Origin of the sequence: Saccharopolyspora sp. NPDC050389 (assembly GCF_040655595.1) — a bacterium.
GTDB lineage: Bacteria > Actinomycetota > Actinomycetes > Mycobacteriales > Pseudonocardiaceae > Saccharopolyspora.
The window spans coordinates 89,984-116,709 of sequence record NZ_JBFAKG010000022.1; the positions used below are offsets into that span (position 1 = coordinate 89,984).

Genomic DNA, 26,726 nt, shown 5'->3' on the forward strand with positions numbered 1-26,726 from the left:
TTCCTCATCGGCGGGGCTCCCAGCGGAAGAACCGGGAGGCCAGGACGACGGCGACGACGACCCAGGCCATGGTGGGCGCGAGCAGCAGCAGCGAGTCCGTGACGGCGACGCCGCCGTTCCAGGCGTTGACGACCAGTTCGGTGGCCGAGCCGCCGGGGAGCAGCCGCTTGAGCAGGGTGAGGTCTTCGGTGCCCGCGATGCCGACCCAGCTGGCCACGGCGATGACGCCGAGGCTGACGGGCAGCGTGGTGACCTGGGCGTGCTCGGGCGAGTTGGTCAGGCCCGCGGTGGCCAGGCCCAGGCCGATCATCATGCTCACCGTGGCGAGGACGGCCAGCACCAAGATCCCGATGCTGTCCGGCATGCCGGTGACCACGCCCAGCACGGTCATGATCACGGCCACCTGGATCAGCGCGATGACGGTGATCGGCAGCACCAGCCCGGCCAGGATGCCGGCGTCGCCGACAGCGGTGGAGCGCAGCCGCTTGAGGAACAGGTTCTGCCTGCGCGAAGCCAGCGTGGTGACCGAGCTGGCGTAGAGCCCGAACACGCAGACGGTGAACATCACGATCGCCGCGATGTAGCCGAGGCTGCCCACCGCGGCGAAGAGCTCGTGCTGATAGATGAAGAACGCGCTGACCGCGACGGGCATCACGAAACCGGTGATGAGCACCGAGCGGTTCCGGAAGATCTGGATCAGCTCGCTGAGAGCGATCGAAAGCATGACGGAGGTCCCCTTTTCGGGAAAGAATGCGGTGGTCTAGTCGTTGTCGATGGCGCGGAACACGTCGTCGAGCCGGGTCGGGCCCGCCTCGAGCTCACGCAGCTCCACCGCGTTGTCCTGCGCCCACCCGAGCAGGGTGTACAGGTCCTTCTGCAGGCTGAAGGTCTCGATGAGAAACTTCCCGTCGCTCTCGCGCTTGCCCGGCAGCGGCAGAGCCGGAGCCGACGGCGGAAGGGCGAACCGGATCACGGCGGGCAGCGTCCGCGTCAGCTCGGCGACGGTCCCCTGCCGGTGGAAGGTTCCCTTGTGCATCAGGCCGATGCGGTCGGCGCGCTGCTGCGCCTCCTCCAGGTAGTGCGTGGTGAGCACGACGGTCGAGCCGTCCTCGCGCAGCTTGTCCACCGCGTCCCACAGCGCGTCCCGGGACTGGATGTCCAATCCGGTCGTGGGTTCGTCCAGGAACACCAGCTCCGGCGTGCCGTACACGGCGGCGGCGAAGTCCAGTCGCCGCTGCTCACCGCCGGACAGCTGCGACACCTTCGTGCTCGCCTTGCGCGTGAGATCCACGATGCCGAGCACCCGCTCGACCCGGTCCGTGCGCCGGGTCAGGTTTCCGATCAGCCAGACCGACTCCCTAACCGTCAGATCCGGGGAGAATCCGCTCTCCTGCAGCATGATTCCCATCTTGGGCCGCACGGCGGCCCGGTCCCGCGGGCTCCGCCCGAGAACCCGCACGGTGCCCGACGTATGCGCGCGGTGACCTTCGATGGTCTCCAGGGTCGAAGTCTTCCCGGCCCCGTTCGTGCCGAGCAGGGCGTAGAACTCGCCTCGCCGCACCTGAAACGACAGATCCTTCACGGCGTGGAAGTCGCCGTACTCGAGGTTGAGACGTGCTACGTCGATCACGGGTGTCGAGGTCATGCCCTTGATCTCAGCCGTTCGAGGGCGCATCCCCCAGTGCGACCACGTCACCACTTCGCCATGACATTCCTTCGGTGAACACATGACGCAGTGTCACTGGTGCTGACCACCAGATCGGAACAATAGTGTGGAGCCGACCCTGCTGTTCGACCCCGGAGAGCCACCCATGAACGCCGGCCCACTGACCGATGCTGCCGACCGTGGGCATGGCTGATGTGGACAGTCGCGGGCCCGCTGCGCAACCCGACCGCCCGGCAGCCAGGTGCGGATCAGTGAGCCCGGCACGCGCGGTGTCCGAGGACACCGAGCCGTCGCGGGGACAGCTGCGCAAGCTCAACCTCACCATGTTCGTCCCGTTGTTCGTCGTCGTCGGGGCGGTGGTGGTGGTCGTGGACGCCCGGTCCTGGTGGCAAGCCGTCGTCCTGAGCGCCGGCGTGGTGGCGACCTTGGTGGCGTTCGTGCGGTGGGCGGCAGGCGATGTCCTGCGCGTCGCGCTCGCCTGCCTGGTCGTCACGGCGGCCGTGTGGCCCTTCTCCGTACTGGTGGTCGGCGGCGGGGCGGCGTTCTTCGGCATCTCCTGCGTGGGCGCGTTCGTCATCCCCCAGTTGTCGCGCCGCCGGGGCTGGGCGGCCGCCGCGCTGGTCGGCTATGTCGCCGCGGTGGGCGCGGCGAGGTTGCTGGTGTCGCACGAGGACGTGCCCGACGTTCTGATCCGGTACGTGCTCATCCCCACGGGCGTCACCGTGGTGCTGACCGGACTCATGTTCCCCAACAAGCGGTTCTACGACGTCGTCGCGGAGCTGGAGGAGGCGCGGGAGCGGGAAGCGGAGCTGGCCGTCGCTCGCGAACGCGTCCGGTTCGCCAGCGACCTGCACGACATCCAGGGCCACACCCTCCACGTGGTGAAGCTGAAGACGGCGCTCGCCCAGAAACTGGTGGACAGCGACGCCGAACGAGCCAAGCAGGAGCTACGCGAGATCCACGCCCTGGTCAGCGACACCATCACCCAGACCAAGGAGCTCGCCTACGCGCAGCGGCGGCTCAACCTCTCCGCCGAGCTGGAGAACGCGAGGAACCTCTTCGAGGCCGCCGGCATCGACGTGCGCATCAAACGCGAAGCCGATGTCGACCCGGGCGCGAGCGAACTGCTCGGCCAGGTCCTCCGCGAGACGACCACCAACATCCTGCGCCACGCCCAGGCGACGCAGGTGCGGATCACCCTGTCGGAGTCGAGTATCAGCATCGTCAACGACGGCGCCCAACAAGCTCCGCTGCCCGAGCTCCGAGGGCTGGCCGCCCTAGAACAACGCGTCGCCGCCGACGGAGGCGAATTGACGGTCGAGCAGGACAACGGTCAGTTCCGGACAGCCGCGGCATTCCCGCACCAACGTTCCAAAGCAGAGGGAAACCGATGACCACCGTGGTGCTCGCCGACGACGAAGCCCTTCTCCGCAAGGCGATGGCCGCGCTGCTCCCGCTCGAGGGCGACATCACCGTGCTCGCCGAAGCGGAGAACGGCGAGGAGGCCGTCCAAGCCACCCTGCGGCACCAACCCGACGTGCTCGTCATCGACCTCGAAATGCCCGGCGTGGACGGGCTCGGCGCCGTCGCGGAGATCCGCCGCACCCGGCCGAACCAGGTCATCCTCATGCTGACCCGCCACGCCAAACCCGGGGTGCTCCGCAAAGCGCTCAAACTCGGAGTCCAGGGCTTCGTGAGCAAATCCGCCGAACCCTTGCACATCACCTCGGTGATCACAGTCCTGCACGAAGGCAAGCGCTGGATCGACCCGGACGTCTCCGCGCTCGCCGTCGTCGACGACTGCCCCCTCACCGACCGGGAGATCGACGTGCTGCGCGCGACCCGCGAAGGCTATTCCGTCGCCGACATCGCCGCCCAACTCCACCTCGCACAAGGCACGGTGCGCAACTACCTCTCCAACGCCATGCAGAAGACCCAGACCCAGACCCGGCACGAAGCGGCCCGGTACGCACGCGAACACGACTGTGGGCGGATTCACGCGATCAGTGCAACACCGGGTGGGTCGGATGGCGAGAGTAGCGCATCGAGTGCTTCGGTGGGTGTTTTCCATCCCAGTCGTTTGCGGGGTCGTCGATTGAGTTGGGCGGCGACGAACTCCAGATAGTCTCGGTGGTATCCGGACAGGTCGGTTCCCTTGGGAAAGTACTGGCGCAGCAAGCCGTTCGTGTTCTCGTTGGTGCCTCGCTGCCAAGGTGAGTGGGCATCGCAGAAGAAGATGTCCATCCCCGTCGCAGCGGCGATCTGGACGTGATTGGTCATCTCGCGGCCTTGATCCCAGGTCAGGCTTCGCCGCAAGGACCGCGGCAACGAGTTCATCGCCGCGATGATGGCTTGTTGCACTTCAACCGCCCCATGACCGTCGGGTAGGTGGAGCAGGATCACGTACCCGGTGGCGCGTTCCACGAGTGTGCCGATCGCGGAGTGATGCTGTGGGCCGGCGATCAAATCGCCTTCCCAATGCCCGGCCACCTTCCGATCCTCCACCTCTGCTGGACGCTCGCTGATATTGACCATGTCCGCGATCCGTCCGCGGCGCTCGGCTACCTTTCGCCGAGGCTTCCGCAGTGTCCGGCCTGTTCGCATGCATCGCACCAGACCCCGTTGCAGCGCACCACGTCCTGGGACGTAGAGGGCCCGGTAGATCGTCTCGTGGGACACACGCATCTCCGGCTCGTCGGGGTAGTCCACGATGAGGCGCTGGCTGACTTGCTCCGGACTGAGCTTGTCCCGAAGTTGTTGCTGGACATGCTCGCGGAGCCGGTCATTCTGCGCCAGCCTCGAGACCTTCGGTCGCCGGGAACGAACATCGGCTCGAGCCTGCGCGACCGATGCCCGGTATCCGGTCTTGCGGCGGACAGTGCCCCGTGCCAATTCTCTGCTCACTGTGGACGGTGACCGCCCCAATGCCCGGGCGATCGCACGAATCCCGGCACCTGCGGCGCGGCGACAGCTGATCTCCTCACGCTCGGCAAAAGACAGCCGTGAATACTGCGCCTCGGCACGGTCCGCCGGAGCGGTTATAGGTATCACGCCGCCAGCTTCGCGGAACCACCTCCAGGCGACCGTCTTCGACACGCCGACAACGGCCGCCGCGTCGTCGAGCACAACTCCGGTCCGCATCATCGACCAAAACTGGCGCTGGACCTGTAACGGCAACGCAGGACGCCCCATCACGAACACCTCGCAGCAGACAAGGCGTTGCGCTAACCCATTGAACCCGCGCTGGCTGTAAGTGCCGAAAAAGAGGGAGAACATGCCGAACGACATGCTGCTCGTCGAGGATCTGATGATGCTGCTGCTCGACGACGAGACGGGGATCCCTGCGGCAGCTGGCACCCTTCACTACACCCTCGGCGGCGCCGTGCTCGCCGAGCTGGCGCTCCGTGGCAGCGTCGAGACCGACGGCAGCGAGGGCATGAACGGCCCCAAGATCCTCCCGGTCGGGGATGGTCCGCCCTCGGATCCCCTGCTCCGGTCCGCCTATGAGAAGGTCTCCGAGCGACCCCGCCGAGTCCAGACACTCCTGCTCGAAATCGGCGGTGGGCTCCGGAAACCGGTGATCGATCGGCTGCTCGAGCGCGGCCTCATTCGTCTCGAGAAGAAGCGGGTGCTGGGCGTGTTCCCCACGACCAGGCTGCCGGCCGAGGACACCGGACACGAAGCGGAACTGCGGCGGAAGATCCGCGCGGTGCTGGAAGACGGCGAGAGCCCCGACACCCGCACCGGGGCGCTGATCGCCCTGCTCTCCTCGAGCGGCGCCCTCCCGGCTCTGCGGCCGCCCATCAAGTGGTCGGGCAAGGTTTACAAGCGCGCGAAGGAATTCGAGAAGGGCAACTGGGGCGCCGAAGCCGTGAGCACCGCGGTGACCCGCACCACCGCGGCGGTCGCCGCGGCGACCGCCGTCGTTACCGTCACCGTGGTCACGTGAGCACGGCGGTCGCCTAGGTGTACTGGCTTGAGAGGTTGGGCACGCGGCTGGCGGGTGGCAGGCCGCCGAGTGCGGTGTGGCCGCGGTGGTGATTGTAGGTGTGTAACCAGCCGGGGAAGGCGTCGCGGCGTTCGGTTTCGGAGTGATAGGGCTGGCCGTAGGCCCATACGTCGAGCAGGGTGCGGTTGAATCGTTCGACCTTGCCGTTGGTTTGCGGCCGGTAGGGCCGAGTGCGTTTGTGGCTGATCCCGGCGTTGGCGAGAGTCTGGCGCCAGAGGCGGGACTTGTAGCAGCTGCCGTTGTCAGTCAGTACTCGCTGGATCGTGATTCCGCTAGCAGCAAAGAAAAGCTGGGCACGGTGCCAGAACGCGACCGCAGTCTCTTTCTTCTCATCGGCCAGGATCTCGCTGTAGGCCGGCCGGGAGTGATCGTCGACCGCGTTGTGCAGGTAGCTATAGCCGACATGACTGTTGCCGTTGCCGTCGAGGGTTTTGCCGGGTGTGCGGGTGCGATGGCGTTGCCCGGCTTGCCGTCCCACGGCTCGGTGGCCGCCACCTTCGGGAATGTTGCCCAGCTTCTTGATGTCGACGTGCACCAGCTCACCGGGTGCGTCGCGTTCGTAACGGCGGATCACCCGACCGGTGGCGCGGTCCAGATGCGCCAGTCTCGCGATCTTGTAGCGGACCAAGACTCGATGCACCGTCGAGGGGTTCAGCCCCAGCAGGTAGGCGATCCGGGCCGGCCCCCACCGGCGTGCCAGCCGAACCTTGATGATCCGCCGCTCGGTCCGGGTCGGCGTCCGGCGTGGGCTGGAATGCGGCCGTGAGGACCGATCGACCATCCCCGCCTCGCCGAGCTCCCGGTACCGGCCCGCCCAGCCTCGGGCGGTCCCGGCCGCGACTTGGAAGCGCTCCGCCGCCCGGCGTAGTGGCCAGCCTTCCTCCACGACACACCGAGCCAGACGCAGCCTGCCAGTTTCGGACAACGGGGCATTACGGTGGGACACGAGGGCCTCCAGTGACTCCGGGTAGATGTCGCAATCCACACCGAACTGGAGGCCCTCCCTCATTCCAAGATCATCAACCTACGTGTCGGCCCGTGCCCAACCTCCGCGGTCAGTACACTTAGGTCATGTCTGACAATACTTTTGTCCAGGCGGTAGCTTGTTGAGGCCGCAAGCTGTTTCACCTGGCGGAGCAAGCGAAAGGGTGATCTGGCCGGGAGTCTGATCAGCTATCCCCAAATCGCAAGACCACCCCGAAACACGGTGGAAGCGGCTTGGAAACGACGAACGCGCCCCGCACTCGGTAAGGGCACTGGCACGTTCATGTCAGCCTTATGGTGGCCGGAACCCGTACCCACACCCGCAACCGGGGTACGCGCCCCACACATGACCAGCCTTCGGAAACGAATCGCCGTACGTCGCGGCACGACGAGTGGTCAGCTCACGATCAAACGATCACATGCAGGGGCACGCCCTGCCACCAGTCCAATCGATCGAGACCGAACACGTCCCGGCCGGCCAGACCCTGGGACTCGGCATCACAGCCTGGAGCCCGCTCGGCAGCGGCTTCCTCACCGGCAAGTACCGCAACTCCAACAAGGGCTTGACCGGCGAAGGGCGCCTCAGTGGCAAGGGCGGTATCGGGTACGACTGGACGGACCGGCACTGGGAACTGCTGAAGACGCGGCAGACCGTGGCGGACAAGCTGGGCGCGACGATGGCCCAGGTAGCTCTCAACTGGGTCGCGACCCAGCCCGGGATCGCCTCGGCCATCGTGGGGGCGAGCAGCACCGAGCAGCTCGGTTCCTCGCTGGCGGCGCTCGATTTCGAGCTGCCCGCGGAACTTCGTGCCGATCTCGACGCTGCCAGTGCCGTAGCGCCGGGCAAGCCCTATGCGATGTTCACGCCGCAGTAGCAGTCGCGGATCATCAACGCCGGAGTCAGACTCGGGGACAAGCTGGCCGAGTACCACCCGGCCGCACGGAACTGGGTCCCGGAGAACCAAGGCTGATCGAGAGGCGCCACCCCGCCCGGGCAGCACCTCACCTAACTGGTCCAGCTGCAAGCAGGGGTCCCGGTGCGCAGGTAGCCGAGGCTGAGGTCCAGCACCGACTCCAGGTATTCCGCGGACCCCGTGGGCATTAGGAGCAGCACACCGCCCTGGATCGCGGCGATCAGCACACCCGTTGTACGGACCGAATCGACGTCCCGGGCAACCTGGGCGCTCCCCGGCGTCGGCCCGACCGCGTGATCACCGGACTCAGATCCGCGAACGCCAGAACTCGACGGGACACCTAGGACCGCTCTATGAACGCAGTTACTCGGGGCCGGAGTCGGCACCATTGTCCACCGCTGCACGCAACCATTCCTGGTATCGGGTGACCGTGCGCTCCACCGCGCCAGCAAAGCTATTCACCGATCGGGCATCTGCAGCGCATCCGGCGCGCCTTCGCGGGCGCCCTCGGGGTAGGCGCCGGTCCGGTCCGCAGACGACCTCCACACCGGGCTGGGTCTGTAACCACGCGGTCAGCACCTCGACTGGGCGGGGATGGACTCGACATCGATCAGGATCGTGCCGTAGTGGTGCCTGCGGCGCAGAGCGAAGTCGTCCTACACCAAGCACTCGAGGAGTTGCTCGTTTGCGGTCGGTCCGGGTGCGAACCGGGTGCGAACCGCACCCGGGCCGACCACGGAAACTGTGCCAGAGGCAGGATCCGCGTGCCGTCGACAAACTGTGAGGGTCCAGTTCATCGAAGCACGAACGATGTCCGTGCGGTAAGCAGGTCAAGGCCTTGCTCGACCTCGCCGATCGCGACCGTTTGCCAGACGGAGACCGCCCTGTCCGCATCAGCACCTGTACCGTGCACGCTGCCGAAGCAGTGCTGATCGGGTGAGACCGCTACGTCGGGAGCAACGGCGAGGGCTTCCCCGTCCACGTAACGACCAGCTGATCGCGAGGACGTGTGCAGGCGACGTAGAGGAGACAACGATCGCGCTGTTCGATTTCCGGCCGCTCATCCGGGGCTGCGGCTTCGATCCGGTACCTGGACGGAATCGTGTCGGCGCCTACCCCCGCGACGATGCATCGTGCGAACTCGGTTCCTTTTGCTCGATGCATCGTGGAGACCTGGACACTTGTCGTATCCACGGGGCCGTCTATGTTCGTTGCCACAGCGGGAATACCCGAGCTCTGGAGCATCCGTACGATCTCGTCACGGGTATCCCATTGGTAGGTGAGCACAGCCACCGCCCCCGCGGAAGGCGGAGCCGGATCGTTCAACCAGCTCCGAATCGTGTCAGCGATGTAAGCCTTCTCGTCCCGCCATGATCGTGCCGAATGCCTAACAGGTTCCGGGCCCGTCAACAGCGAGCGGTACATCAGTGTCGACTCGTCCTCCTCCTCGAGATCAACAAAGTCGGCACCGTTCAACACATGAGTGGCGTACTGAAGTGTCTGCCTGGTCGTGCGGTAGTTCAGCGTCAGTCGCTGCGACCTTCCCTTGGTATTGATGTCGAAGCGGCTCAGCACCACTCTCTCGCCGTAGATCCGCTGGTGGGCGTCCTCGCAAATGAACAGATCGTTGGGCCCTTCGGCTACCACTCCACGCAGTAGGCGCCAATGTGCGGGCAAAAGATCCTGCGCCTCGTCGACGATCACGTGGTCGTACCTGTTCGACGAAGGCAGGTCCGATGAATTGGCGATCTCGGCCGCCTTGGCCGCGACGTTGGCGTAGGTGGTCCGGTCTTCGGCCGCGAGAAGACGCGTGAACTCCTCTACGACGCGCCAAACCCGCACGCGTTGCACTCTGTTCAGTCGAACGCCCCGGCCTTTTCGAGACTCGGCCAGATACTGAGCACTGCTGAAGTCCTTCATCCCGAGAACGACCTGCTGGTACTCCCGCATGAGGAAGTAGGGCGTCAGCACCGCCCGGTCCGCGGCCGGAAGATCGGGCACGCCATCGACCGCTCGCTGCCACTTCCTCTGCTGGTCACGGTCGTTCAAGACCTTGGTGCGTGCTCCCTGGGCTCTCGCCACGACGTCGCGCGCGAGCTGATCGATACCCTTGACATCGATGCGCTCCAGCACCTCGGGGCCTGCGAGCCGGCTGAGGTCCGCTTTGAGCTGGATCGCAAGGTTCTTGGTGAAGGTCGTGACGAGGATGCGGGCCTTGGGGTCGCGTTCCGCAAGTACCGCGGCCCTGTGCATAGCGACCACGGTCTTCCCCGTTCCCGCTCCGCCGGTGACACGGTAGGAACCCCTGCGGTCCCGCTCGACCAACTGTCGTTGCTCGGGGTGAAGGAAGGTGCGCCAAGCGGCGAAGTCGCCGTCGAGCATTCTGCGCAGGTGTTCGTCGCCCTCGACCAGGACGAATTCCATCTGCGATGCGGCACGATCGAGCGAGTCGCGGAATTGTTTCGGGTCGTTGGCATCAATGGGAATGGTGCTGCTCGTGCTTCGACCCTCGGGAGACCCGTAGATCTTCACGACCTCGTCCATGGGCATACCGAAGGCCAGGTCCAGCAACGCACTCGCCTGCCAGGCGGGAGCGTGCAGACAGAGCTTTTCGAGCTCATCCTCGTCCCGCAACACGACTGCGTGTTCTGCCAACTCGGGAAGGATTCCCATGGCCTTGAGCTCGTCGACTCGGTAGGGCAGCAGAAGGGGACGATCGTCCTCGCACGCATCCGTCTTGGAGACCGGCGCCTCCTGCGGTGCGGCGAAGTCGCCCAGCACCTCGGCTATGCCGTTCATCGGATTGAGGCGAATGGTGATCCGAGTAGCGTACTTGTACGCTTCGTCATGCGGCCGGATCGCGACGAGAACGTAGTACTGGTCTTCCGCGGTGCCCGCGGCGAAGAACACCGCTCGGAAGTTGTCGGTGACCTTGGCTGTGCGCACCCTGGGATCCCTTGCACCCTGCGGGATCTTGAGATCCAATCCGGTCAGGTCCGGATCGCTGCTCAGCTTTTGCAGCAGATCCCATGCGCGTGACTTGAGGGAACCTTCCAGTTTCAGATTCTTCTGAAACTCTTTCGCGAACACGACCTTCGCCATCGTCGATCTTCCCCCTGGGGCTCCCGATCTCGGTCTGTCTCCAGAACCGGACCACTTTACATGCGGCGATCTCCACGCAGACCTCGACTCAGGGAAGTGGAGGTCTGCTGCTACGTTCGACTTGATCAGGGGGGATAGCTTGTCCGACTCATCGACCGACCGCGGCGACGGTGCGAGGCAGGCCATGACGGTGGCGGAGCTCCACGAGCTCCTCCTGCCGGACGGCACCTCAGACGAGGCCGACCAATTCGTACTGGAGGCTCTCGACAAGTGTCGCGAGAACATCGACACAGATGAGGACGTTCTTCACGATGCACTTGCGGCGGGACCGTGGGGTTTGCGCTCCGTTCAGGTGAGCGGATTCCGCGGCGCTGCGAACGCGGCCGGGGCGGAAGGCTCGATGCCCGACCCACTGCTGCTTGAGTTTCCACGTTCCGCCCCCGTGGTACTCGTGCACGCCCCCAACGGGACGGGGAAGTCGACGATCACCGATGCGCTTGACGTCGCGCTTCGCGGCGGAGTCTCATATTCGTACGCTTTCAACCCGTCCGACATGCGCAGGCCGGTCGCAGTGCATGCCGGCGCCGCGCGAGCGGAGATCGTCGTCGTGCTCGGCAATGATCGAGATGATCACTTGCGGATCACCTGGCGTTCGACCGCAGGCGGAGAAGACGTCGAAGTCGCTTGGTTGCCCGCGGGCGACCCGCATGGAACAGTGGAGCGACCTGGCGCGAAGTGGGCGGAATCCATCGCCGCGCACCACCCCGTCGTCGGATATGACCACATGACGCACCGGCTACGCGCCGGAAACCTCACCGACTTCGTGCACGACACGCTGAGTCTCGGCAGCACCTGGTGGAAGCTTTGGGATCTTCTGCGGGCCGAGTACGAGGCGGCCTTACGCGCACTCGAACGCTGGTCTCAATCCAGAGACGATGTGGCGACGGCACTGGCGGATCTCGATGAAGATCTCGCACACCAGCATCCTGAGGTCCGTGTGCCGGAGGCGATCGAGCTGCCGGAATCGCCGGCGGAGGACGTCACGATCTGGTTCACGGACTGCTTCGGCTCGGACCATGATGTCGTGCCCGGGTTGAATGTCGACCCCTATCTCGCTCATGGGATCGCGGAGGCACTGAAGTCGGCGAAGACGAGCGTGGACGGCTATAGGCGAGTGCGTGAGCAAAGCGACCGGGGTTTGTGGACGGGAGAAGGTCTGGCGGCGCTGCGCGAGCTCATGATCCACACCTCCGACCATCAGGAGCATCGTTGCCCGGTGTGCGACGGAGCGACATCGGAATGGCGTGAAACCGCACAGCGAACCCTGCAGGATCTCCGCCTGGTGCGGGAGGAGTTCAACCTCGCGCAGGCGGATCTGACCGAGCTCGGCGACCTGCTGGTCGAACGGCTCCTGCCACTGCTCAAGTCCGCGGACCAGGCGCCCGAGGTCGCCACGACCACTCATCGGCTGCGCGTTCTCATCGAGCCGATGATCGGGCGCCGACCGCGATCCGATCAAGACTCGGCGTGGCGTGCTCTCGACTCGGTACTCGAGGACGACGCCTTCGAGCGTGATGTGCACGCCGTGCTGTCGGAATTGAGATCTGCATCGGATGTTCTTGAACACTGGCGCGCCGCAAGAAGACAACACTGCCTGGCACTGCTCGCCGCCCACTCGGAGTACGGGTGCATCGCCGCGAGGGTCGATGAGCGCAAGATCGCGCTAGAGCGTGTGGCCGCCGCCTTCGACGGTGTGCACAGAGATCGGCGGGACATCGTCGAATCGAAGGTCGGCGAGCCGCTGCGCGCCCTGTTGGCGGACCTGGACTTCGACGGTCTGACGCTGCAGGTGGGAATGTCCGACCATCAAGCCCTGAACGAATCGACGACCCTGTCGATGTCGATGTACGGTCGGGAAACCGTGATGGGCATGCTGTCCGCAGGTCAGTACAACGCCCTGGTCCTGGCTTTATTGCTGGGTGAAGATGAGTCGGGGCCGTTCCGGTTCCTGGTTCTCGATGATCCGATCCACGCCTTCGACGACTTCCGCATCGATGTGTTCGCCCAGCTCGTCGCCGAACAAGCCGGCGCCGGACGGCAGATCGTCCTGCTGACTCATGACCAGCAGATGGTGGAGGTGATGCGTCACCATGTTCGCGATCTGCACCTGATCAAGCTGGGCAGGGACCCACACGGAAATATCGTGCACATCGATGCCTCCCATCCGTGGCAGCCGCTGGTCGCCGATGCAAGGGCGGTCCTGGGCGGGAACGCCGGCAACGGCGGCGATCATCGTGTGCTGTCCGCGACGACCACCGGGCTGCTGGTACTCGCGTTCTGCAGGCAGGCCGTCGATGCGGCACTACGTCAATTCGTCATGGACGTGAGCAGACCTGCGGTCACCGATATCCAGGATGCCCTCGACCGGTTGAACAAGGCGTTCAGTACTAAGGACTCCCTGAAAGCCGCCCTCCGAGTGGCCGGCAGGCAACATCCGGCCGCTGAGTTGATCAACGCTGTTCTCCGTGAGACCGCCTACATGAACGAACTGAACTCCGGGGCCCACGGTGACCCGCTCGGCCTCGTGGTCACACCAGCCCACCTTCTCGAACGCATCGATCGAACGGAGCGTTTCTGTTCCGAGCTGCTGAACACCGTGGCCCGATGAACTGGATGCCGACGAACGGATGGCGAGAAGTGGCGGAGGAGAGTCTGTCTCCGTTCCTGCGCTCCCGCTGCGAACTGTTGCTCTTGCGAATGCGCATCGAGCGACTTGCCAAAGCGCTGCCCGGAACGGCCCTCGTGAACGACTCTGGGCGCGGCCGGACCAACCTCCGGCTGTGGGGGTTGGTGGCCTCGGCGACGCCGGAGAACCGGCAAGCTGTTCGAGATCGGGTGCGGCAGGCACAATGGATCTATCGACTTAGCAGTGAATACCTCCACGGCCGTCGTGCGGCTCTCGTCCCGCCTCCTGCCGAACTCTCCAGCTGGCTCACCAGTGTCGACGCGCTGGAGGATCTGTTGCGGCATCTCACGGACGGTGTGGAGCATGAAACATCGGAACGACGACTCGGATAGTCCCGGTTCGTCGACTCCCGACGTGGTCGCGTTGCGCACGCGATGGTCCATTGTGGAGTGGTCGAGGGCCGTGCCCGCGGCGTGATGGTTCGCCGCAGGCATGGCCACACGATCTCAGTCGACGAAGAACCCAACGGACGGATCGGCAGGGGAGCCGATCACGACGGCTCGGTCGAGAAAGGTGTTGTTCATCTCGCAGCTGCTCTCCGGGACCATGACACAGGCGTAACAGGCGGCGAGATTGAGACTGTCGGTTCCGCTGGCCTCCGCCTCCATGCAGGGCGGGTCCTGGGAACACCACTCGATCCGATTCAGCGCCGATTCCATCGATTCGGTAAGTCGTTCGTGCTCGCCGTGGGCGACCACACCCCCTAGGCTGCCCGCCGAGTCACTGGTCGCCGTGTAGATGAGGACTCCTGCGCGATCGTCGTCCGCGTAGAGCCGCTCGCGAAGCGCGGCGGCCGGGTACCCGGCATCGAGGCTCCATTCATTGATGAGTACATGCGCGAGGGTGTGCAGCAAAATGAATCGTGCCGACACCTGCGATCGAATCTGATCGAGTGGACGTCCGTCCCCATGCTTCTTCGCCTGTTCCCGCAGAAGCCTGGTATGACGATCGCGAATCATCCGCGCGCGGTCCTCGGCTCCCGACAATGCCTCCCACGCCTTGAGTCGATCGGGATCGAGCGAGAGGAACACGCCCTCACCGCTCACCTCGATCGCGGGCAGCCAGTCGACCTTCCCGTTCGAGAGAGCGGCGTGCCGCTTCTTGTCCGGCAGTGCGTCCGGCGCCTCGACCCTGGTGAACGACTGAAGCGCTCGCACTTCGCGCAGCCGCTTGACCAGCATGCTGCGCCCGATCCCAGCAGGGAGCTCGGTGCGGTCGGCATCGTTGGGTTTGACGCATTCGAAATCGTCTTTCGGGCCGAATATGGTCGTCCCGACGTAGAGAGGTCCATATTCTTCCAATCGGAAGGGACTGGCCGCTTCCAGGGAGGCGGCCGATTCCGCCTCGACTATCGTCGAATCAGAAAACTGCTTTCGGTACCTGACCGCATCGATCACGGCCTCCACGCTGGCCGAGACCTCCGTGTCCGCGATCGAGTTCTTGATGATGTCCACAGCGTTCGGCTGGTCCACGGCGTAAGCCAACACCTGATAGTGACGGTCCAGGCCCTTCTGAAGGGTCTGCGACCATGGTGGGATCGACAGCGAAGATCGATTGATCGCGAACCACGCGGCCGACGCGCCTCGTTGCAGAGTTCTGGGAACCGCGTCACAGCCGGGCTGCTCGGATCCGTCGCCGAGCCATGGGCGCCTACCGGAGCAACGAACCCCCAGCATCTCCATCGCCCTTCTACCGAAGGCTCCCTCCATTGAAACCGGCGCGACGCCGCAAGAGCACGTGATGATCATTGATCGCAATGATGCCGTACGTCCTTCGGAGTGGAGGCGAAGTGCGCACTTTCCTGGGTTTCGAGGCTTGCCCTTGTGCACCCACGCCCAGTAGGGAAAATCGTCCAGATGGCCGTTCTCGCACGCGATGACGAATCTGGACGGCACGAGCGTCCGTTCGCATTTGAGGCACTTGCTCTCGGTGACCGAGCCTCCGAAGTGCTTGAAATCCTTGAGCTCGTGGCACTCTGAACAGGAGTATTGCGTAGGGAACCGCCGCACACGTACTCCGTCGCCCGAAGACGGATTGTCGGAGGGAGGAGCATAGAGTGCCCGGACCCCTAGACGTCGTTGAAGACGGGGCTCGTACAGCCGCGATGTACCGTCGATCTTCCAGGTGTCCAGTCCGCTCACGATGTACGACTGATCCCCGATGGCGACCATCGCTCCTACACCGTAGGTGGTGACGATCTGCGCGTTGCGGGCGCCGCCCAGAGGAGTCGCGGAGAGCGGCCCCTTCGGCCGGTCATCGACAGATGGTCGTTGTTTCGGCTTGCGCAGAGGCATGATCATCGCTCCAGGTAGAAATCGGACTCCTCGTCGACGTCGCGCAGACTCCACAGGGTGGGATACGCTTCGTCCAAGTCGTTGTCTGTGAACATGCAGAGCAGGGAAGCGGCCGAGCCTCTTGGTCCCGCCCTTTTCGGCCGTGGTTCATAGACGAGATTCGGATTGCTCGCGGCCAGCTGAGACCAGTCATCGATGATCGACTCGAGCTGCGCCCTGGTCCCCTCGCATTCTTCCTTCGCCACGTTGTCCACTCGCGCGAGAATGAGTTTTACGAGTTCGTCGAGTCGAGGCCGGAAGCTCTCGATGTCAGCGGCGGCCTTGTTCGGCCGCGCCTCGTCGATCATCAATCTGGCCATGCCGACCAACACGGCGTGCAACGCACGGTCTCGTGCTCGAGAGGAGAACGGTGTGACGCTGGTCGACTCGACCTGCCGATACAGGGCCGAGTGATAGGAGAGGAAGTTCTCGTAGTGCGAGCGGTCTCTCGACCGCGCTGCGTTGTACATCGTCACGACCATGCCGGGGTGCTGACGTCCCACACGACTGCTCGACTGGATGTACTCCGCTGTCGTCTGAGGCTGTCCCATGATGGCCATCAGGCCGAGCCGATCGACGTCCACACCGACTGAGATCATGTTCGTCGCCAACAGGACGTCCAACACGGCTTTCTCCGGGAGTGCCCGTGCCAGATCTTCCAGGTAGGTCGGTATATCGCTCGAATCGATACGACTCGTCAGCTCGGCGACGATCTCCGCCGCCCGTGCCTTTCCGTCGTCGCCGCCTGCCAACAACGACAGTCGGTCACGGACGTCGTCGCGGACCTGAAGGTCCGCTGCGGCGAGCAACCGCAGACTGTTGAAGTAGCCGACCAGCGTCCAATAGGCGTCTCGGACGGTGTCGACTCCCTCGATGTGGGCGGCATGGTGCAGCAGCGCGGCATACGTCCGTACGAGGAGGGTCGCCTGGCTGGTGTTCGGTGTGATCAGACCGACGTACAGCCGCGTCGCCTTGTCCCTACGCGACGTCTCTACCGCGAACCAGGAGTCGCGTGCATCGAGTCCAGGAGGCGGAAACTGAGCCACTTCTCGGTCGAAGAGGCTACGACCTTGTTTCGTTGCCCGGCGAATGGTGGCGGTCGACGCCACGATCTTCGGTCGGTCGGCAGCCTCATCGACCACCGTCTCGTACAGACCCGCAAGACTTCCCAACGGCCCCGAGATGAGGTGCAGTTCATCCTGGACGATCAGCTCAGGGGGCGGGATGCCATCGACATCGCGGTTGAACAGCGCCGCGACATCGGCCCGCCACGGAATCCGGGCGAACTTGTCCGAAGTCGCAATGATCAGCGTCGGGCGGACCCGGTAGATCATCTCGTCGACGACGTGGACGGGTAGGCCGGAACGAAAATCGCATTGGGACGCACCACAGAAGATCGTCATCTCCGAACTCTCGACGCGGTAGTTCCTGGCGTCCATCGCAGTGCCGCACCATGGGCAGACACGGAGTTGAACCGGGTCCTCGGTCTGAACCTTGTCGCCCTTCCTGAGCAGGTCGAGGCTGGCTTCGGCCCGTTTCAGGTCGTTCGGGGTGGCGTCCTTGCCGACCCACATGCCCAGCGAGATCTCCGGGCCCAGGTTCGCGCCCGATTTCCTGCGGATCAACTCCATCGCGCAGATGAGCGAGGCGGCCCGTTCGAACTGTTGGAGGGTCAACAACCGAAGCGTGTACCGCATGATCGCCGTGACACCGCCGCCGGAGGAACCCTTGCGAATCCTTCTCAAGAACACGGTGAACGCGATGAGTCCCAGATAGGCCTCGGTCTTGCCGCCACCCGTCGGGAACCACAACAGGTCGACGTATCCCCGATCCGGATGATCGGGGTCAGCGATGCCGTCGAGGCACTGGAGCACGAACGCGATCTGGAACGGACGCCATTTGCCGTCGAGAGCAACCGGGCCACGGCGCTTGTTCTTGATCCACGACGAACGGCCGCGCTGCAGCGCCATCGCCTCGTTAGCCAGTCGGAACGCCCGCAGCGCGTCTCGGTTCTTGCGCAACAGGCGGATGCCGCTTTCGATCCTCTCCTGCGCTCTCACGCAGTTTTCCAGGTGAGCTTCAATCGTCTTGAGGAACTCGTTGCCACGCAGGTGTTCTGCTTCATCTCGTCTTTGGGAGATCCATACCCGATAGCCGTCGACGAGCGAGTCCAAGGCATTGAACAGTTCCTCGTCGCTCGCCGTCGCCAGGTTCTGCATGCCGAGCGCGCCGGTCTCGATCTCGGGATTCGAATCGGTTAGCAGCATCTCATGCGAAGGCACGTACGTGGTGCGGACCTCTGGAACCGTGGCGGGGCAGTCGGCTCGCTCGATCAGATCGTCCGGGCTGGGCGGATTCCAATCCCACTCGACGGAGCACCCGTGTCCAACGGCGAACGTCGGGGCGTACCTGTGAAGCAGCCGGCTCGCGACGACTTCGGGATCACTGCCTCCTCCAGGCCCCGGGCGCTCGACGAGTGCGCCGTTGGCCTTGATCAACGGTTGGAAGAAGCAATGCGGGTCCTGCAGATCGGAGGTCGCGATCCGATTGACGTTGACGAGTGTCGCGGTGATCGACACCGTCCCGTCCCGCGGTTCCCGGACCCGCAACCTGAGTTCTAGGCCGTCGAGCAGCTTCTGCTTACCATTTGGAGGATTGTCGAGGTCGATCTGCACGGAAGCCGGGTAGAGAGGGCGCCGGCGCCACCGAATGCCTTGGTCTTCCGTGCTGCGCCGCTCGGCGTGCTTTGCCTCGACCGGGTTCCCCGCCTCGTCGACCGGTTCGTACACGGCCACTTCGAAGGTCAACATCACCTTCTGCGAGGTCGACGGGTCGACGGCGAAGGTCATACCCATCGAAGACGGAGCCTGGACGTTGGCCATCGCCACACCCGTGTCCGGTACTTCGTCAGACGACAAGCGTACGGATGCCAGATCGATGTCAGCCTCGTCGTTGCTCTGCCTCGATCTCTTGTGCCCCTTCTCGTCCTGCTCTTCACGGCGAGGAAACAGGATCCCGGTCGCGTATGTCGTCACCGGTGGATCGGTGAGAACCTCGTTCTCGGACCGCGCGGGCCCGAGGAGGTCCTGCTTCAGGCCTTTGAGCAGCTCGCCTCTGAAGCGGTAGTGCTCGTCGTGCTCGGACAACGACGCCCCCTCAAACGGTCTTCTCGTCGTGAACAAAGGTGCTGAGACCTTCGAGTCTTGGTATGAGCCACACACCATGGGAGCCGAGTCCCGCTTCGATCGCGGCAGCCTCGCTGCCAGCCACCGCCTCCACACAGTCGACCCGAACGCCGGCGATTCTGCGCGGCCAGCCCAAGGGCCTTTGCCTACCGGCGGGCCGCTGAAAGCGGTACAGGTCACGGCGAAACTGTCGGGACACCGTCGCGATGGGACGGTCTCCGTGCATGACCAGATACGGTGGGCTTTCCTGAAACCCTATGGATTCCTCGTAGAGTCGTTCGAGTACGACTTCGTCGGCAGGATGCACCTCGGTGGCCAGGTAGTGTTGTAGAGCTGCGCACAGCGTCCCGAAGTCCTCCGCACCCGGAGGCTCGTCCTTTGAAACGTCACCGGATCCGAGCTCCAGCCCTATACGTTGCCAGGGCTGCCAACCGAACCTTGCCCATCGATCGGTCGCCTTGTGCTTTCGGATGCGCACGTCGCCCGGCGTGTCGATCCACGCGAGCTCATCGCGTGCACGGGTCATCGCAACGTACAACATGCGAGCCTCTTCGGCGTGGTCCATGTCGAAGCCATCACGGTTCGGCCCGGGGTCTGCGACGATCACCTGATCGAACTCGAGTCCCTTGGCACGGTGGTAGGACGACACGACTACCGATGCGGCGCGCTGATCGGTCAATTCGTCCGGAAGTCGCCCCGACTCGATGGCGGACCGCAGCCTGCGAAGGTCGACCGTGTTATCGCCGCGACCTGTCGAGGTCGCGCGAACCAACCACGTCCACAGAAGTCCATGCTCGGCGTCCTCGTCCAGCGGAAACGTGCGGACCAGCTCGTCGAATCCCGAACGAGTCAGGAACGACCCGCTCCCCACATTGAAGAGTCCGGCGATCCAACCGGCCACGATCTTGTCGCGCGCGGACCGTTGCAGTCGGTGGTGAACTCCCGCCTGATGCAGGTCTTCGGCCACGAGAAGGGCTTGACCGTTCGTTCGGCACAGGATCGCGGTAGTCAGGCTTTCCTGAGACAGCACCATACGTGCGTACTCGTCGCTCAGATCGCCGAAGGGCACGGTGTCGTGGAGAGCCACGCGAAGTCGATTTCCAAGTGACCTGCCGTGACCGTTCACCCCCTTGCGGAGCTCGCTTCCAAAAGGAAGGGCGGCGGTTGCGGTGTCCTCCCTGACCCTGAAGTTTTTCGTCAGCGCCAGTTCCCTGAGTTCTTCGCCGAATATCTCCCGCATCCGGGTGAAGAATCGGTTCGTCTCCGCTGCCCGTGCCGCGGGATCGGAGATCTGGAAACCATAGATCGCCTGAGCCGGATCTCCCACGACGGTGAAGCCACAGTCGAACCTCTCCAACAGCGACTCGACCATGACTCGCCGTACGCCCACGAGATCCTGCACCTCGTCGACGGCTATGTGCCGAAGCTCGTCGCAGTACTCGTCCGCCCGCCCGTTTTGGATCGCCTCGACCGCACCTTCGATCCGAGCCTCGAAGCCGCGGGCCTGCCACTCATCGTTCCCGTCGATCGACGTCAGCAGATCGAGAGCCCAGGAGTCGAAGGTCTGTGCCCGGACATGACGTGCCGCGTCGCCGTGGTGCGCCAATCTGTGCCGCAGTTCGCGAACAGCGGCACGAGAGAAGGTCAGCACGAGGATCTCTCCAGATGACAGACCGCCGTGCTCCACCAGTGTGTCCAACCGGCGGACCAACGTGTGCGTCTTGCCGGTCCCCGGGCCGGCGACCACCGACACCAACGCATCGGCCGGCTGGTCGACGACGGCCTGCTGCTCCTCGGTGAGGGTGCCCGAGTCGAGGCCCGAAACGATCATCCCCGCCCCCAAAGGTGCTCGAATCCCGTGAACGTAAGCGAGTTCTGGTAGTTGGTGATGTTGTCCCTCACATCGAGGATGAGGCACTGCTCCTTGCCGCCGTTCTTCGGGCCTCGAAGCCCCCGCCCGATCATCTGTGTGTAGACGTTGGGGCTGTAGGTCGGACGAGCCACGATGACCACTCGGGTGGCAGGAGCGTCGAAACCTTGGGCTAGCACACCGTAGTTCGCGATGACCTGGATCTTCCCCGTACGGAAGTCCTCGATGCTCTTGCGTCGCTCGGTGGGAGGCGTCGCGGACTCGATCGCCACGGCATTGATTCCCATGCCCTTGAGCCTGGCGGCCATGACCTTCGCGTGGTTCACCGATGTCGCGAACAACAGCACGGGCCAGTCCCTCGGCAGACGTCGGATCTCGGCCAGGAGCATGCCATTGCGATCGTCGTCTTCACCGAGCCGCTGTTCGGCCGCGAAAGGCAGGTTCTGTTGGAAGGGCAGTGACAGCGACTCCAGCTCCTCCTGCGTCAACTGCATCGTCGCGCCTGCCAACTCTCGATGCTCGACTCTGGCGAGCATCCCGAGCTCTTGCAAGGAGGTGTGCGGGTCCGAGTCGAACACACCCTGGTCAAGGCGCGTTCCGCCGTAGCGCTCGACAAGTCGGCGCGTCTCGTCATCGTTGAATCCACGGAACGGTGTCGCGGTCAGTCCGATCAACGGACGCTCGGTGCTGTGGCGAGTGATGCCCAACGAACGCAGAAGCTGCGTGTAGCGTGAGGTGATCGAAGTATGCGCCTCGTCAACGATGACCAACGCGGCTTGACGCAGCCATGAGTAGCGCTCAGTGTCCAGGCAGCTTTCGAGCTTCGCATCCGTGGCCACGACGAGGTGTGCGGTCTCCTTCACCGCGGCGGCCTTGTTTCCGGACCACAGTCTGCTGATCGCAAGACGGCCCTCGGGTCCGACTTTCGACCAGACGAACTTCCAGCTTTGCACAGCTTGTTCGCACAACTCGTCGGTCTGTGCGATCCACAGGACGGGACGTCCACCGAGCCCACGCGCTTTGATGACCCTGATCACCGCCTCGGCGGCCACACGTGTTTTACCAGCACCCGTAGGGAGACAGAGCATGGCACGCTGAGGAGTCGGGCGTGTCAAGAGTTCGAACATCTTGACGGCCAATCGTTCCTGGTAATCGTGCAGCCCAGGGAATTGGACCGGGCCATCGACCATCTCGAGAGCGTCTCTGCTTTGATCCGGCTTCGTACCCGCGAAGGACTCGGGCAGCTGCAAGTCGTTGACCAACTCGCGCGAGGTGTGATCACCGCGGAACGAGCCCACGGGATCGGAGATGTGCGCTTCCAAAGCTTTGGCGTGGTGCCGAAGCACCGAATCCCCATGTGCGTCCCACGCGAGTTGGGCGATCCTGAGGTCATTCGGTTCTTGTCCGGATTGGGCCCTCTCGCTCTCTACCAGTCCCTTGGGGAGCTTGCGCTTCAGCTCCTCCGAGCCGACCATGTACAAGAGCTTCTCCGGCACCGTACCCGCTGAACGAATACGTTTCCTCAGATCATTGTTCTCTTGCCTCTTGATCCGATCCAAGATCGCTCGACAGCCGCTGTCTCCCAGGTTCAACTTCAGCATCCGGTCGACCGCTTGAAGCGTGGCGAGGTCATCGTCACGGGGATTCAGGACCAGAACTGTCTTTCCCTGGACTGCAGCCTGGATGGTCTCGTTCCTCGCTCCATTTAGCGTGTGCGTGATCTCCTCGAGTTCCTTGCAGCAAACCAGAGACCAGCCGTTGATCCTGCTGCGATGAGACAATCTGAGAGGCGGAAACTCGTCGGCGATGAGCATCGGCTCAGTCTGCTCAACATATCTCAGCTCTTTTTCGATAACGTCCGCAGGACTGAGCATCCCCCACTGCTCGATCATGAGCTGGGCGGTTTCTGCGGACGGGACGAGCACCGCGGGAATCTGTTCCATCACGAGCAGGTCATACTCATCCCGCACCGCCGCCACTGCGATCTCTTCGTCGGATATGGAGGTCGTCCACTTGTCCCCGACCCGGCAACGCGTATTACCGATTCCTTCGGGAATTTCGACCTCCAGGTCGAACAGCATTGCGTACACCCTGCCCGGGAACTCGTCGCTCTCGCTCTCCGCCACTTCGTCCAGTAGCGCTTGCCAGAATGATGGCTTGAGTTCGCTCAGATCGTTGTCGAGTCGAAACGCCTCCGCGACTCCAATGGGCAGATCAGCGACCGGGAAGAACTCGCCGTATTCCTTCAAAGCGGGACTGACGCATTGCGTCAGCGGCCGGATTCCCTTGGCCGTCCGAGCCCGGCCGTGCTTGCGCGCCATCCAGACCAGCGGGGACGAAACGGAGCGACTACCGGAACGCAGGCCACCGACCTGAAGTGCCCAGTTTTGAATGACGCCTGCCCATGGGAGCGATCTGAGGAAGGCCGCTCTGCCTTCATCGGACAGCTCCTCCAGGAGATGCAGCGGCCCCGCCGTGTTCATACCGTCGACCTTGACGGTCTTCATTTGGACGCGTGGCACATCGGCCGGGAGCGTCTTGAGGTACGATCTCCAGCACGCCTCGCGATAGGATTCGAACCACGGCTCGCCACGTGGATCGACATTGTTACGCGGCGCGTCGGACAATCCGATTTCGCGCAGTACCTGCCGGTCCGAGTCGTGGAAACGGAGATCGACCGCGATCGAGCCGTCCCGGCTGCCGTCCTCCGGGACCACGGCGCCTGGAAGAAGGCACCGCCCGATCTCCCGGAAACGTCCGGACACCGTTCGGACGAAGACCGACTGCGAATTGTCCGTAGCCCCGCCGCGGAGGATGACCACGACAGACGCAGGCCCCGCCAGACGGGCCAACTCCCAGAACTCCGACCATCGGGCATCGTCGTAACCTTCGAATCCTTGGTCCACGACGGCGGTGAATCTGCCATTGGCGTCGGCCTCATGAATGCCGAGCACTTCGAGTGCGCCGAGTGCGCCGAACTCCGCCGTTACCCGGTCATCCACATAGCTGATCGTGTCGACTAGCGAGTCCTTCAACGCTCGACGGAAGATCTGACCACGAACCGGCGACACCAGGTCGTTGGACTCGGTCAGAACGATCTGAGCCTTCAGAGCCTGATCGGCGAGTGCGTGCTTGGTGCGCACCATGTCGGCGGTGATGCGAATTGCAATCGCCGAGGCCATCGGGGTGCGATCTTGGACGAGAGCCTCAAGCCATTCCCGCACTGAGGCGACCGAGACCCCGGCGGTGTTGCAGATCAGCTCGGCGCTCGCCCTGCGAAGCCTGTTCGCCTCGACCGAGTGATGGGCCCAGTTCTCGGGCCTGCCGGTGTACTGCCGCCACCATTCGAGCCACTCGGGCCGGAGGTCTGCGGGATGCAGTCGAACATCCGCCGGCAGGCGAAGTTCACCGCGCTGGTCGGGCAACGACGGCTTGTGGGCGGTAGCGGACCACACCGCCTCGACCAGTCCGACAGACGCCCATTGTGGTTCTTCTCGACCACGTGCGGGAGTGAAATCCAAGTACGATGCGGGGTCGTCGGGGCGGCACAGCGATGGCAGCGAGTCCACGACGAGTGCTGCCATCACATCGATCAGCTCTTCGTTGAATTCATTCTCGCCGTAAAGGTTTTGCCTGTCCTCGCTCGTCTTCCACGGGGCATTTACAATACCACGGAGGGTGGTCTTGTACTTGGTCGGGAAGTACGCCCAGAACTCTCCAAGTTTGGATTCTCGACCATGCCGTTCCGGAACGGCCCACGATATGTCTATTTCAGGCCGGTCGTGCAGTTCACCGGCTGCTTGGAGCGCCTTTTCACTGGGACGGTGAACGCAGGTGAACACGCGCCAGTTGGAGGTCGACCCGGGGCCGAAATCGGTCTCTTCTTGAATCGTATGCAGTTCACCGTCGACCCGCTGAAAAATCTGTCGCCTGGCGATTTCGGCAGAACGACGATCTTCGAGGGTCACCGTGCCGACATGTGGGGAGAAAAGCAGGAATTCGCTCGGAAACTTGACCAGATCGCGGGCGAGCCTGGTCGCTGCGGAGGGTCGGAGCGGAAGCCTTACGACCGTGGTGGCCCATCCGAGGAGCTCGGCGAGAACAGGATCGGCTGCCATGGCCCGGTCTTGGTTGATGGATTGAGCCATGCGCAAGACCGGTACTTCATCCAAATCCGGGCGGATTGTTCGAATCCGCTTTGTCGACCAGTCTTTGTCGAACCCGAAGGATCCCGTCGAACTGAAGAATTCCGGCGAGTCAGAGACACTGAGAACCGACTTGACACCGACACCGAAGCGGCCAATCTGACCAGCACGCTTGCGCGAAGAACTCATTCGAAGAATAGTTTCGGCTCCCTCTGGCGTAATTGGAGCCCCTTGATTGGCACAGTACAAGCGAGTAGCCGTCAAGACAACGCTAATTTCCCCACCGGTATCTTCCCGGAGCTCATCCGCCCCATTCTGCACAAGCTCGTAGATCTGCCGGTCCCCATATCCACCCTGAGTGATCCGCCTTTCAGAATTGGCATGTTCGCCGATGAGACCCGGATCAATGCGATAGGTTTCGAGAACCCGTTCAGACTGCTCGATCACTACCTGCAGGACGGACGACTCAGCAGAATTCACGAGTTAATCAACTCCCCAGTAATTTGTTAGTCTAGCGATCAGTTTCACAGAAGGAGGCTCGCCGGGAAGATCCAAGGACCGCAGCCGCTTTCACAAGAAGCGCGCATCCGTCAATAACTAAGATCCTCTCGGGCACACAGGTTGTTACCCTGTTCATGAAACGATGCCAGACCGTTACATACCTCCGTCTCATGCCAAGCCTTGATCATATGTCAAGAGTAAGGGCATGAACTGTCGGACACAGAGCTTTCCCAAAAAACATGGCACTCCGGCCGAGGCAACCAGGGCGAACGGGGATAGTGACGCTTGCAGTCGTCTGATCCTTGCCGGTGACTCGTGAGCCATCGATGAGCACGTGCTGGTCCGACGAAGCAGTGGCAATCACCCATCGTTGCGAGGAGTCCGTACCCTGTACCCAGGAAACTGTCGGCGCTATGCTATTCGGATGCCGTGGGCGAGAAACCTGCGCGATGGACCTGCTTTCCGCAGCAGGCGCTGACCAGCTGGTACGCGACGGGCCCGGGCAGCCCCCGTAGCGAAGAGGGAACTGCCGAGCAGGCCACGCAACCCGGACGCATCGACAAAGGACCGAACAGACGTCCGGTTTTCGTGCTCGTGAAGCGAAACAAGCTGTTGCCTGATTCGTCGACTCTTGCGCACACCATCTCCATCGGATGCTGTTCGATTCCACTAGGCATGTCCTATCAGGCTCTATCCGAACGGTTTCCACCCAGATCGTCCGCGACACCCAGGGCTCACCGTTCCGTGGCGAGCCTGACAGCTTATCCGAACACAGACATCGAGACGCAATAGGCCGATCGGGTGAAGCGAGCGCCCTGTGCAACTTTCCGACACGGCGGCCGTCTCCTCCACGAGTTCGGGGATCGCGCAGGCGAGAACGATCAGCGTGGCTGGTTACTAGCTTGCAACCGCCCGTCAGCAAGTGTACTGCGCGAAAGGCAATGTCGGATGAAGAGACAGGCGAATCGGCAACCGTCTCGATCCCACGTGTTATCGGGGTGCGCTGGCGGCTCAGGGCCAGCGGACTCGGGATAGGTGACGCTAGCCTCCAGCGCGGATATTGTTGGCCTGTTTCACTGACGACCAAAGGCCTCTTGCCTGTCCCGCATAATGCCTTTTACTGACGTTCGTGATCTAGGGTGACGGTCGTGTGTGATCATGACTGACTGTGTCGGTGATCAAGCAGGGTGTGCCGGTTCGTCGGGATCGGGCCGCGATGGAGTCGGTGCGGCTGGCCGCGGCCGAGTTGTTCGAACAGGGCTACTCGCAGG

Annotated in this window: 14 protein-coding genes and 2 pseudogenes; 6 read left to right on the plus strand and 10 right to left on the minus strand. The window is 63.5% G+C overall.

Annotation, left to right across the window (positions count from 1 at the left end):
- Positions 1 to 4: 4 nt before the first annotated feature.
- The gene (locus AB0I53_RS16855; protein WP_358603056.1) at positions 5 to 724 is read right to left on the minus strand and encodes an ABC transporter permease; all 720 of its coding nucleotides are present in this window, start codon (positions 722 to 724) and stop codon (positions 5 to 7) included.
- A 36-nt stretch (positions 725 to 760) separates the two neighbouring features.
- Complete coding sequence (locus tag AB0I53_RS16860; RefSeq protein ID WP_358603059.1) at positions 761 to 1,645, minus strand: ABC transporter ATP-binding protein; 885 nt, start codon at positions 1,643 to 1,645, stop codon at positions 761 to 763.
- Positions 1,646 to 1,989: 344 nt separating this feature from the next.
- Here AB0I53_RS16860 and AB0I53_RS16865 point away from each other — a divergent pair, with 344 nt between their 5' ends.
- Both AB0I53_RS16865 and AB0I53_RS16870 read left to right on the plus strand, forming a co-directional pair.
- Positions 1,990 to 3,060 carry a histidine kinase gene (locus tag AB0I53_RS16865; RefSeq protein ID WP_358603094.1) on the plus strand — a complete coding sequence of 357 codons (1,071 nt, stop codon included), beginning with the start codon at positions 1,990 to 1,992 and terminating at the stop codon, positions 3,058 to 3,060.
- Positions 3,057 to 3,650, plus strand: a pseudogene (locus AB0I53_RS16870) (response regulator transcription factor); the annotation flags it as partial. The gene AB0I53_RS16865 and the pseudogene AB0I53_RS16870, both read left to right, overlap by 4 nt.
- An 11-nt stretch (positions 3,651 to 3,661) precedes the next feature.
- Here AB0I53_RS16870 and AB0I53_RS16875 read toward each other — a convergent pair.
- Positions 3,662 to 4,858, minus strand: coding sequence for an IS30 family transposase (locus AB0I53_RS16875; protein ID WP_358603097.1), 1,197 nt, complete (start codon positions 4,856 to 4,858; stop codon positions 3,662 to 3,664).
- Between the two features lie 94 nt (positions 4,859 to 4,952).
- Between AB0I53_RS16875 and AB0I53_RS16880 the strand changes: the two genes are divergently transcribed.
- Positions 4,953 to 5,615 (plus strand): GPP34 family phosphoprotein, encoded by a 663-nt coding sequence (locus AB0I53_RS16880; protein WP_358603062.1) that lies wholly within the window; start codon positions 4,953 to 4,955, stop codon positions 5,613 to 5,615.
- Positions 5,616 to 5,628: 13 nt separating this feature from the next.
- On the opposite strand, the gene AB0I53_RS16885 is transcribed toward AB0I53_RS16880, so the two are convergent.
- Complete coding sequence (locus AB0I53_RS16885; protein ID WP_358603100.1) at positions 5,629 to 6,621, minus strand: IS481 family transposase; 993 nt, start codon at positions 6,619 to 6,621, stop codon at positions 5,629 to 5,631.
- 457 nt (positions 6,622 to 7,078) lie between these two features.
- On the opposite strand from AB0I53_RS16885, the gene AB0I53_RS16890 reads away from it, so the two are divergent.
- Positions 7,079 to 7,534, plus strand: coding sequence for an aldo/keto reductase (locus AB0I53_RS16890; RefSeq protein WP_358603065.1), 456 nt, complete (start codon positions 7,079 to 7,081; stop codon positions 7,532 to 7,534).
- Positions 7,535 to 8,034: 500 nt separating this feature from the next.
- Here AB0I53_RS16890 and AB0I53_RS16895 read toward each other — a convergent pair.
- Positions 8,035 to 8,229: pseudogene (locus AB0I53_RS16895) on the minus strand (ISL3 family transposase); the annotation flags it as partial.
- Positions 8,230 to 8,518: 289 nt separating this feature from the next.
- The gene (locus AB0I53_RS16900) at positions 8,519 to 10,675 is read right to left on the minus strand and encodes a UvrD-helicase domain-containing protein (protein WP_358603068.1); all 2,157 of its coding nucleotides are present in this window, start codon (positions 10,673 to 10,675) and stop codon (positions 8,519 to 8,521) included.
- Between the two features lie 184 nt (positions 10,676 to 10,859).
- Here AB0I53_RS16900 and AB0I53_RS16905 point away from each other — a divergent pair, with 184 nt between their 5' ends.
- Positions 10,860 to 13,343, plus strand: a complete 2,484-nt coding sequence (locus tag AB0I53_RS16905) for an AAA family ATPase (protein ID WP_358603070.1) — start codon at positions 10,860 to 10,862, stop codon at positions 13,341 to 13,343.
- Complete coding sequence (locus AB0I53_RS16910) at positions 13,340 to 13,753, plus strand: hypothetical protein (RefSeq protein ID WP_358603073.1); 414 nt, start codon at positions 13,340 to 13,342, stop codon at positions 13,751 to 13,753. The genes AB0I53_RS16905 and AB0I53_RS16910 overlap by 4 nt, the downstream gene beginning before the upstream one ends.
- A gap of 114 nt (positions 13,754 to 13,867) precedes the next feature.
- Here AB0I53_RS16910 and AB0I53_RS16915 read toward each other — a convergent pair whose 3' ends face one another.
- From AB0I53_RS16915 to AB0I53_RS16930, 4 genes are read right to left on the minus strand one after another with little or no spacing between them, the layout of a single operon-like run.
- Positions 13,868 to 15,715: a DUF1998 domain-containing protein gene (locus tag AB0I53_RS16915; protein ID WP_358603076.1), complete on the minus strand. Its 1,848-nt coding sequence runs from the start codon at positions 15,713 to 15,715 to the stop codon at positions 13,868 to 13,870.
- Between the two features lie 2 nt (positions 15,716 to 15,717).
- Positions 15,718 to 18,900 (minus strand): helicase-related protein, encoded by a 3,183-nt coding sequence (locus AB0I53_RS16920; protein WP_358603079.1) that lies wholly within the window; start codon positions 18,898 to 18,900, stop codon positions 15,718 to 15,720.
- 10 nt (positions 18,901 to 18,910) lie between these two features.
- Positions 18,911 to 20,770, minus strand: coding sequence for an ATP-dependent helicase (locus AB0I53_RS16925; RefSeq protein ID WP_358603082.1), 1,860 nt, complete (start codon positions 20,768 to 20,770; stop codon positions 18,911 to 18,913).
- A complete protein-coding gene (locus AB0I53_RS16930; RefSeq protein WP_358603083.1) occupies positions 20,767 to 25,434 on the minus strand; it encodes a DEAD/DEAH box helicase in 4,668 nt (1,555 codons plus the stop codon). The genes AB0I53_RS16925 and AB0I53_RS16930 overlap by 4 nt, the downstream gene beginning before the upstream one ends.
- Between the last annotated feature and the right edge of the window lie 1,292 nt (positions 25,435 to 26,726).

Coding starts and splice junctions, on each gene's coding strand:
- AB0I53_RS16875 (WP_358603097.1), bottom strand. CDS start 4,858: ATGGGGCGTCCTGCGTTGCCGTTACAGGTCCAGCGCCAGTTTTGGTCG.
- AB0I53_RS16890 (WP_358603065.1), top strand. CDS start 7,079: ATGCAGGGGCACGCCCTGCCACCAGTCCAATCGATCGAGACCGAACAC.
- AB0I53_RS16925 (WP_358603082.1), bottom strand. CDS start 20,770: ATGATCGTTTCGGGCCTCGACTCGGGCACCCTCACCGAGGAGCAGCAG.
- AB0I53_RS16915 (WP_358603076.1), bottom strand. CDS start 15,715: ATGCCTCTGCGCAAGCCGAAACAACGACCATCTGTCGATGACCGGCCG.
- AB0I53_RS16910 (WP_358603073.1), top strand. CDS start 13,340: ATGAACTGGATGCCGACGAACGGATGGCGAGAAGTGGCGGAGGAGAGT.
- AB0I53_RS16900 (WP_358603068.1), bottom strand. CDS start 10,675: ATGGCGAAGGTCGTGTTCGCGAAAGAGTTTCAGAAGAATCTGAAACTG.
- AB0I53_RS16860 (WP_358603059.1), bottom strand. CDS start 1,645: ATGACCTCGACACCCGTGATCGACGTAGCACGTCTCAACCTCGAGTAC.
- AB0I53_RS16905 (WP_358603070.1), top strand. CDS start 10,860: ATGACGGTGGCGGAGCTCCACGAGCTCCTCCTGCCGGACGGCACCTCA.
- AB0I53_RS16880 (WP_358603062.1), top strand. CDS start 4,953: ATGCTGCTCGTCGAGGATCTGATGATGCTGCTGCTCGACGACGAGACG.
- AB0I53_RS16855 (WP_358603056.1), bottom strand. CDS start 724: ATGCTTTCGATCGCTCTCAGCGAGCTGATCCAGATCTTCCGGAACCGC.
- AB0I53_RS16865 (WP_358603094.1), top strand. CDS start 1,990: ATGTTCGTCCCGTTGTTCGTCGTCGTCGGGGCGGTGGTGGTGGTCGTG.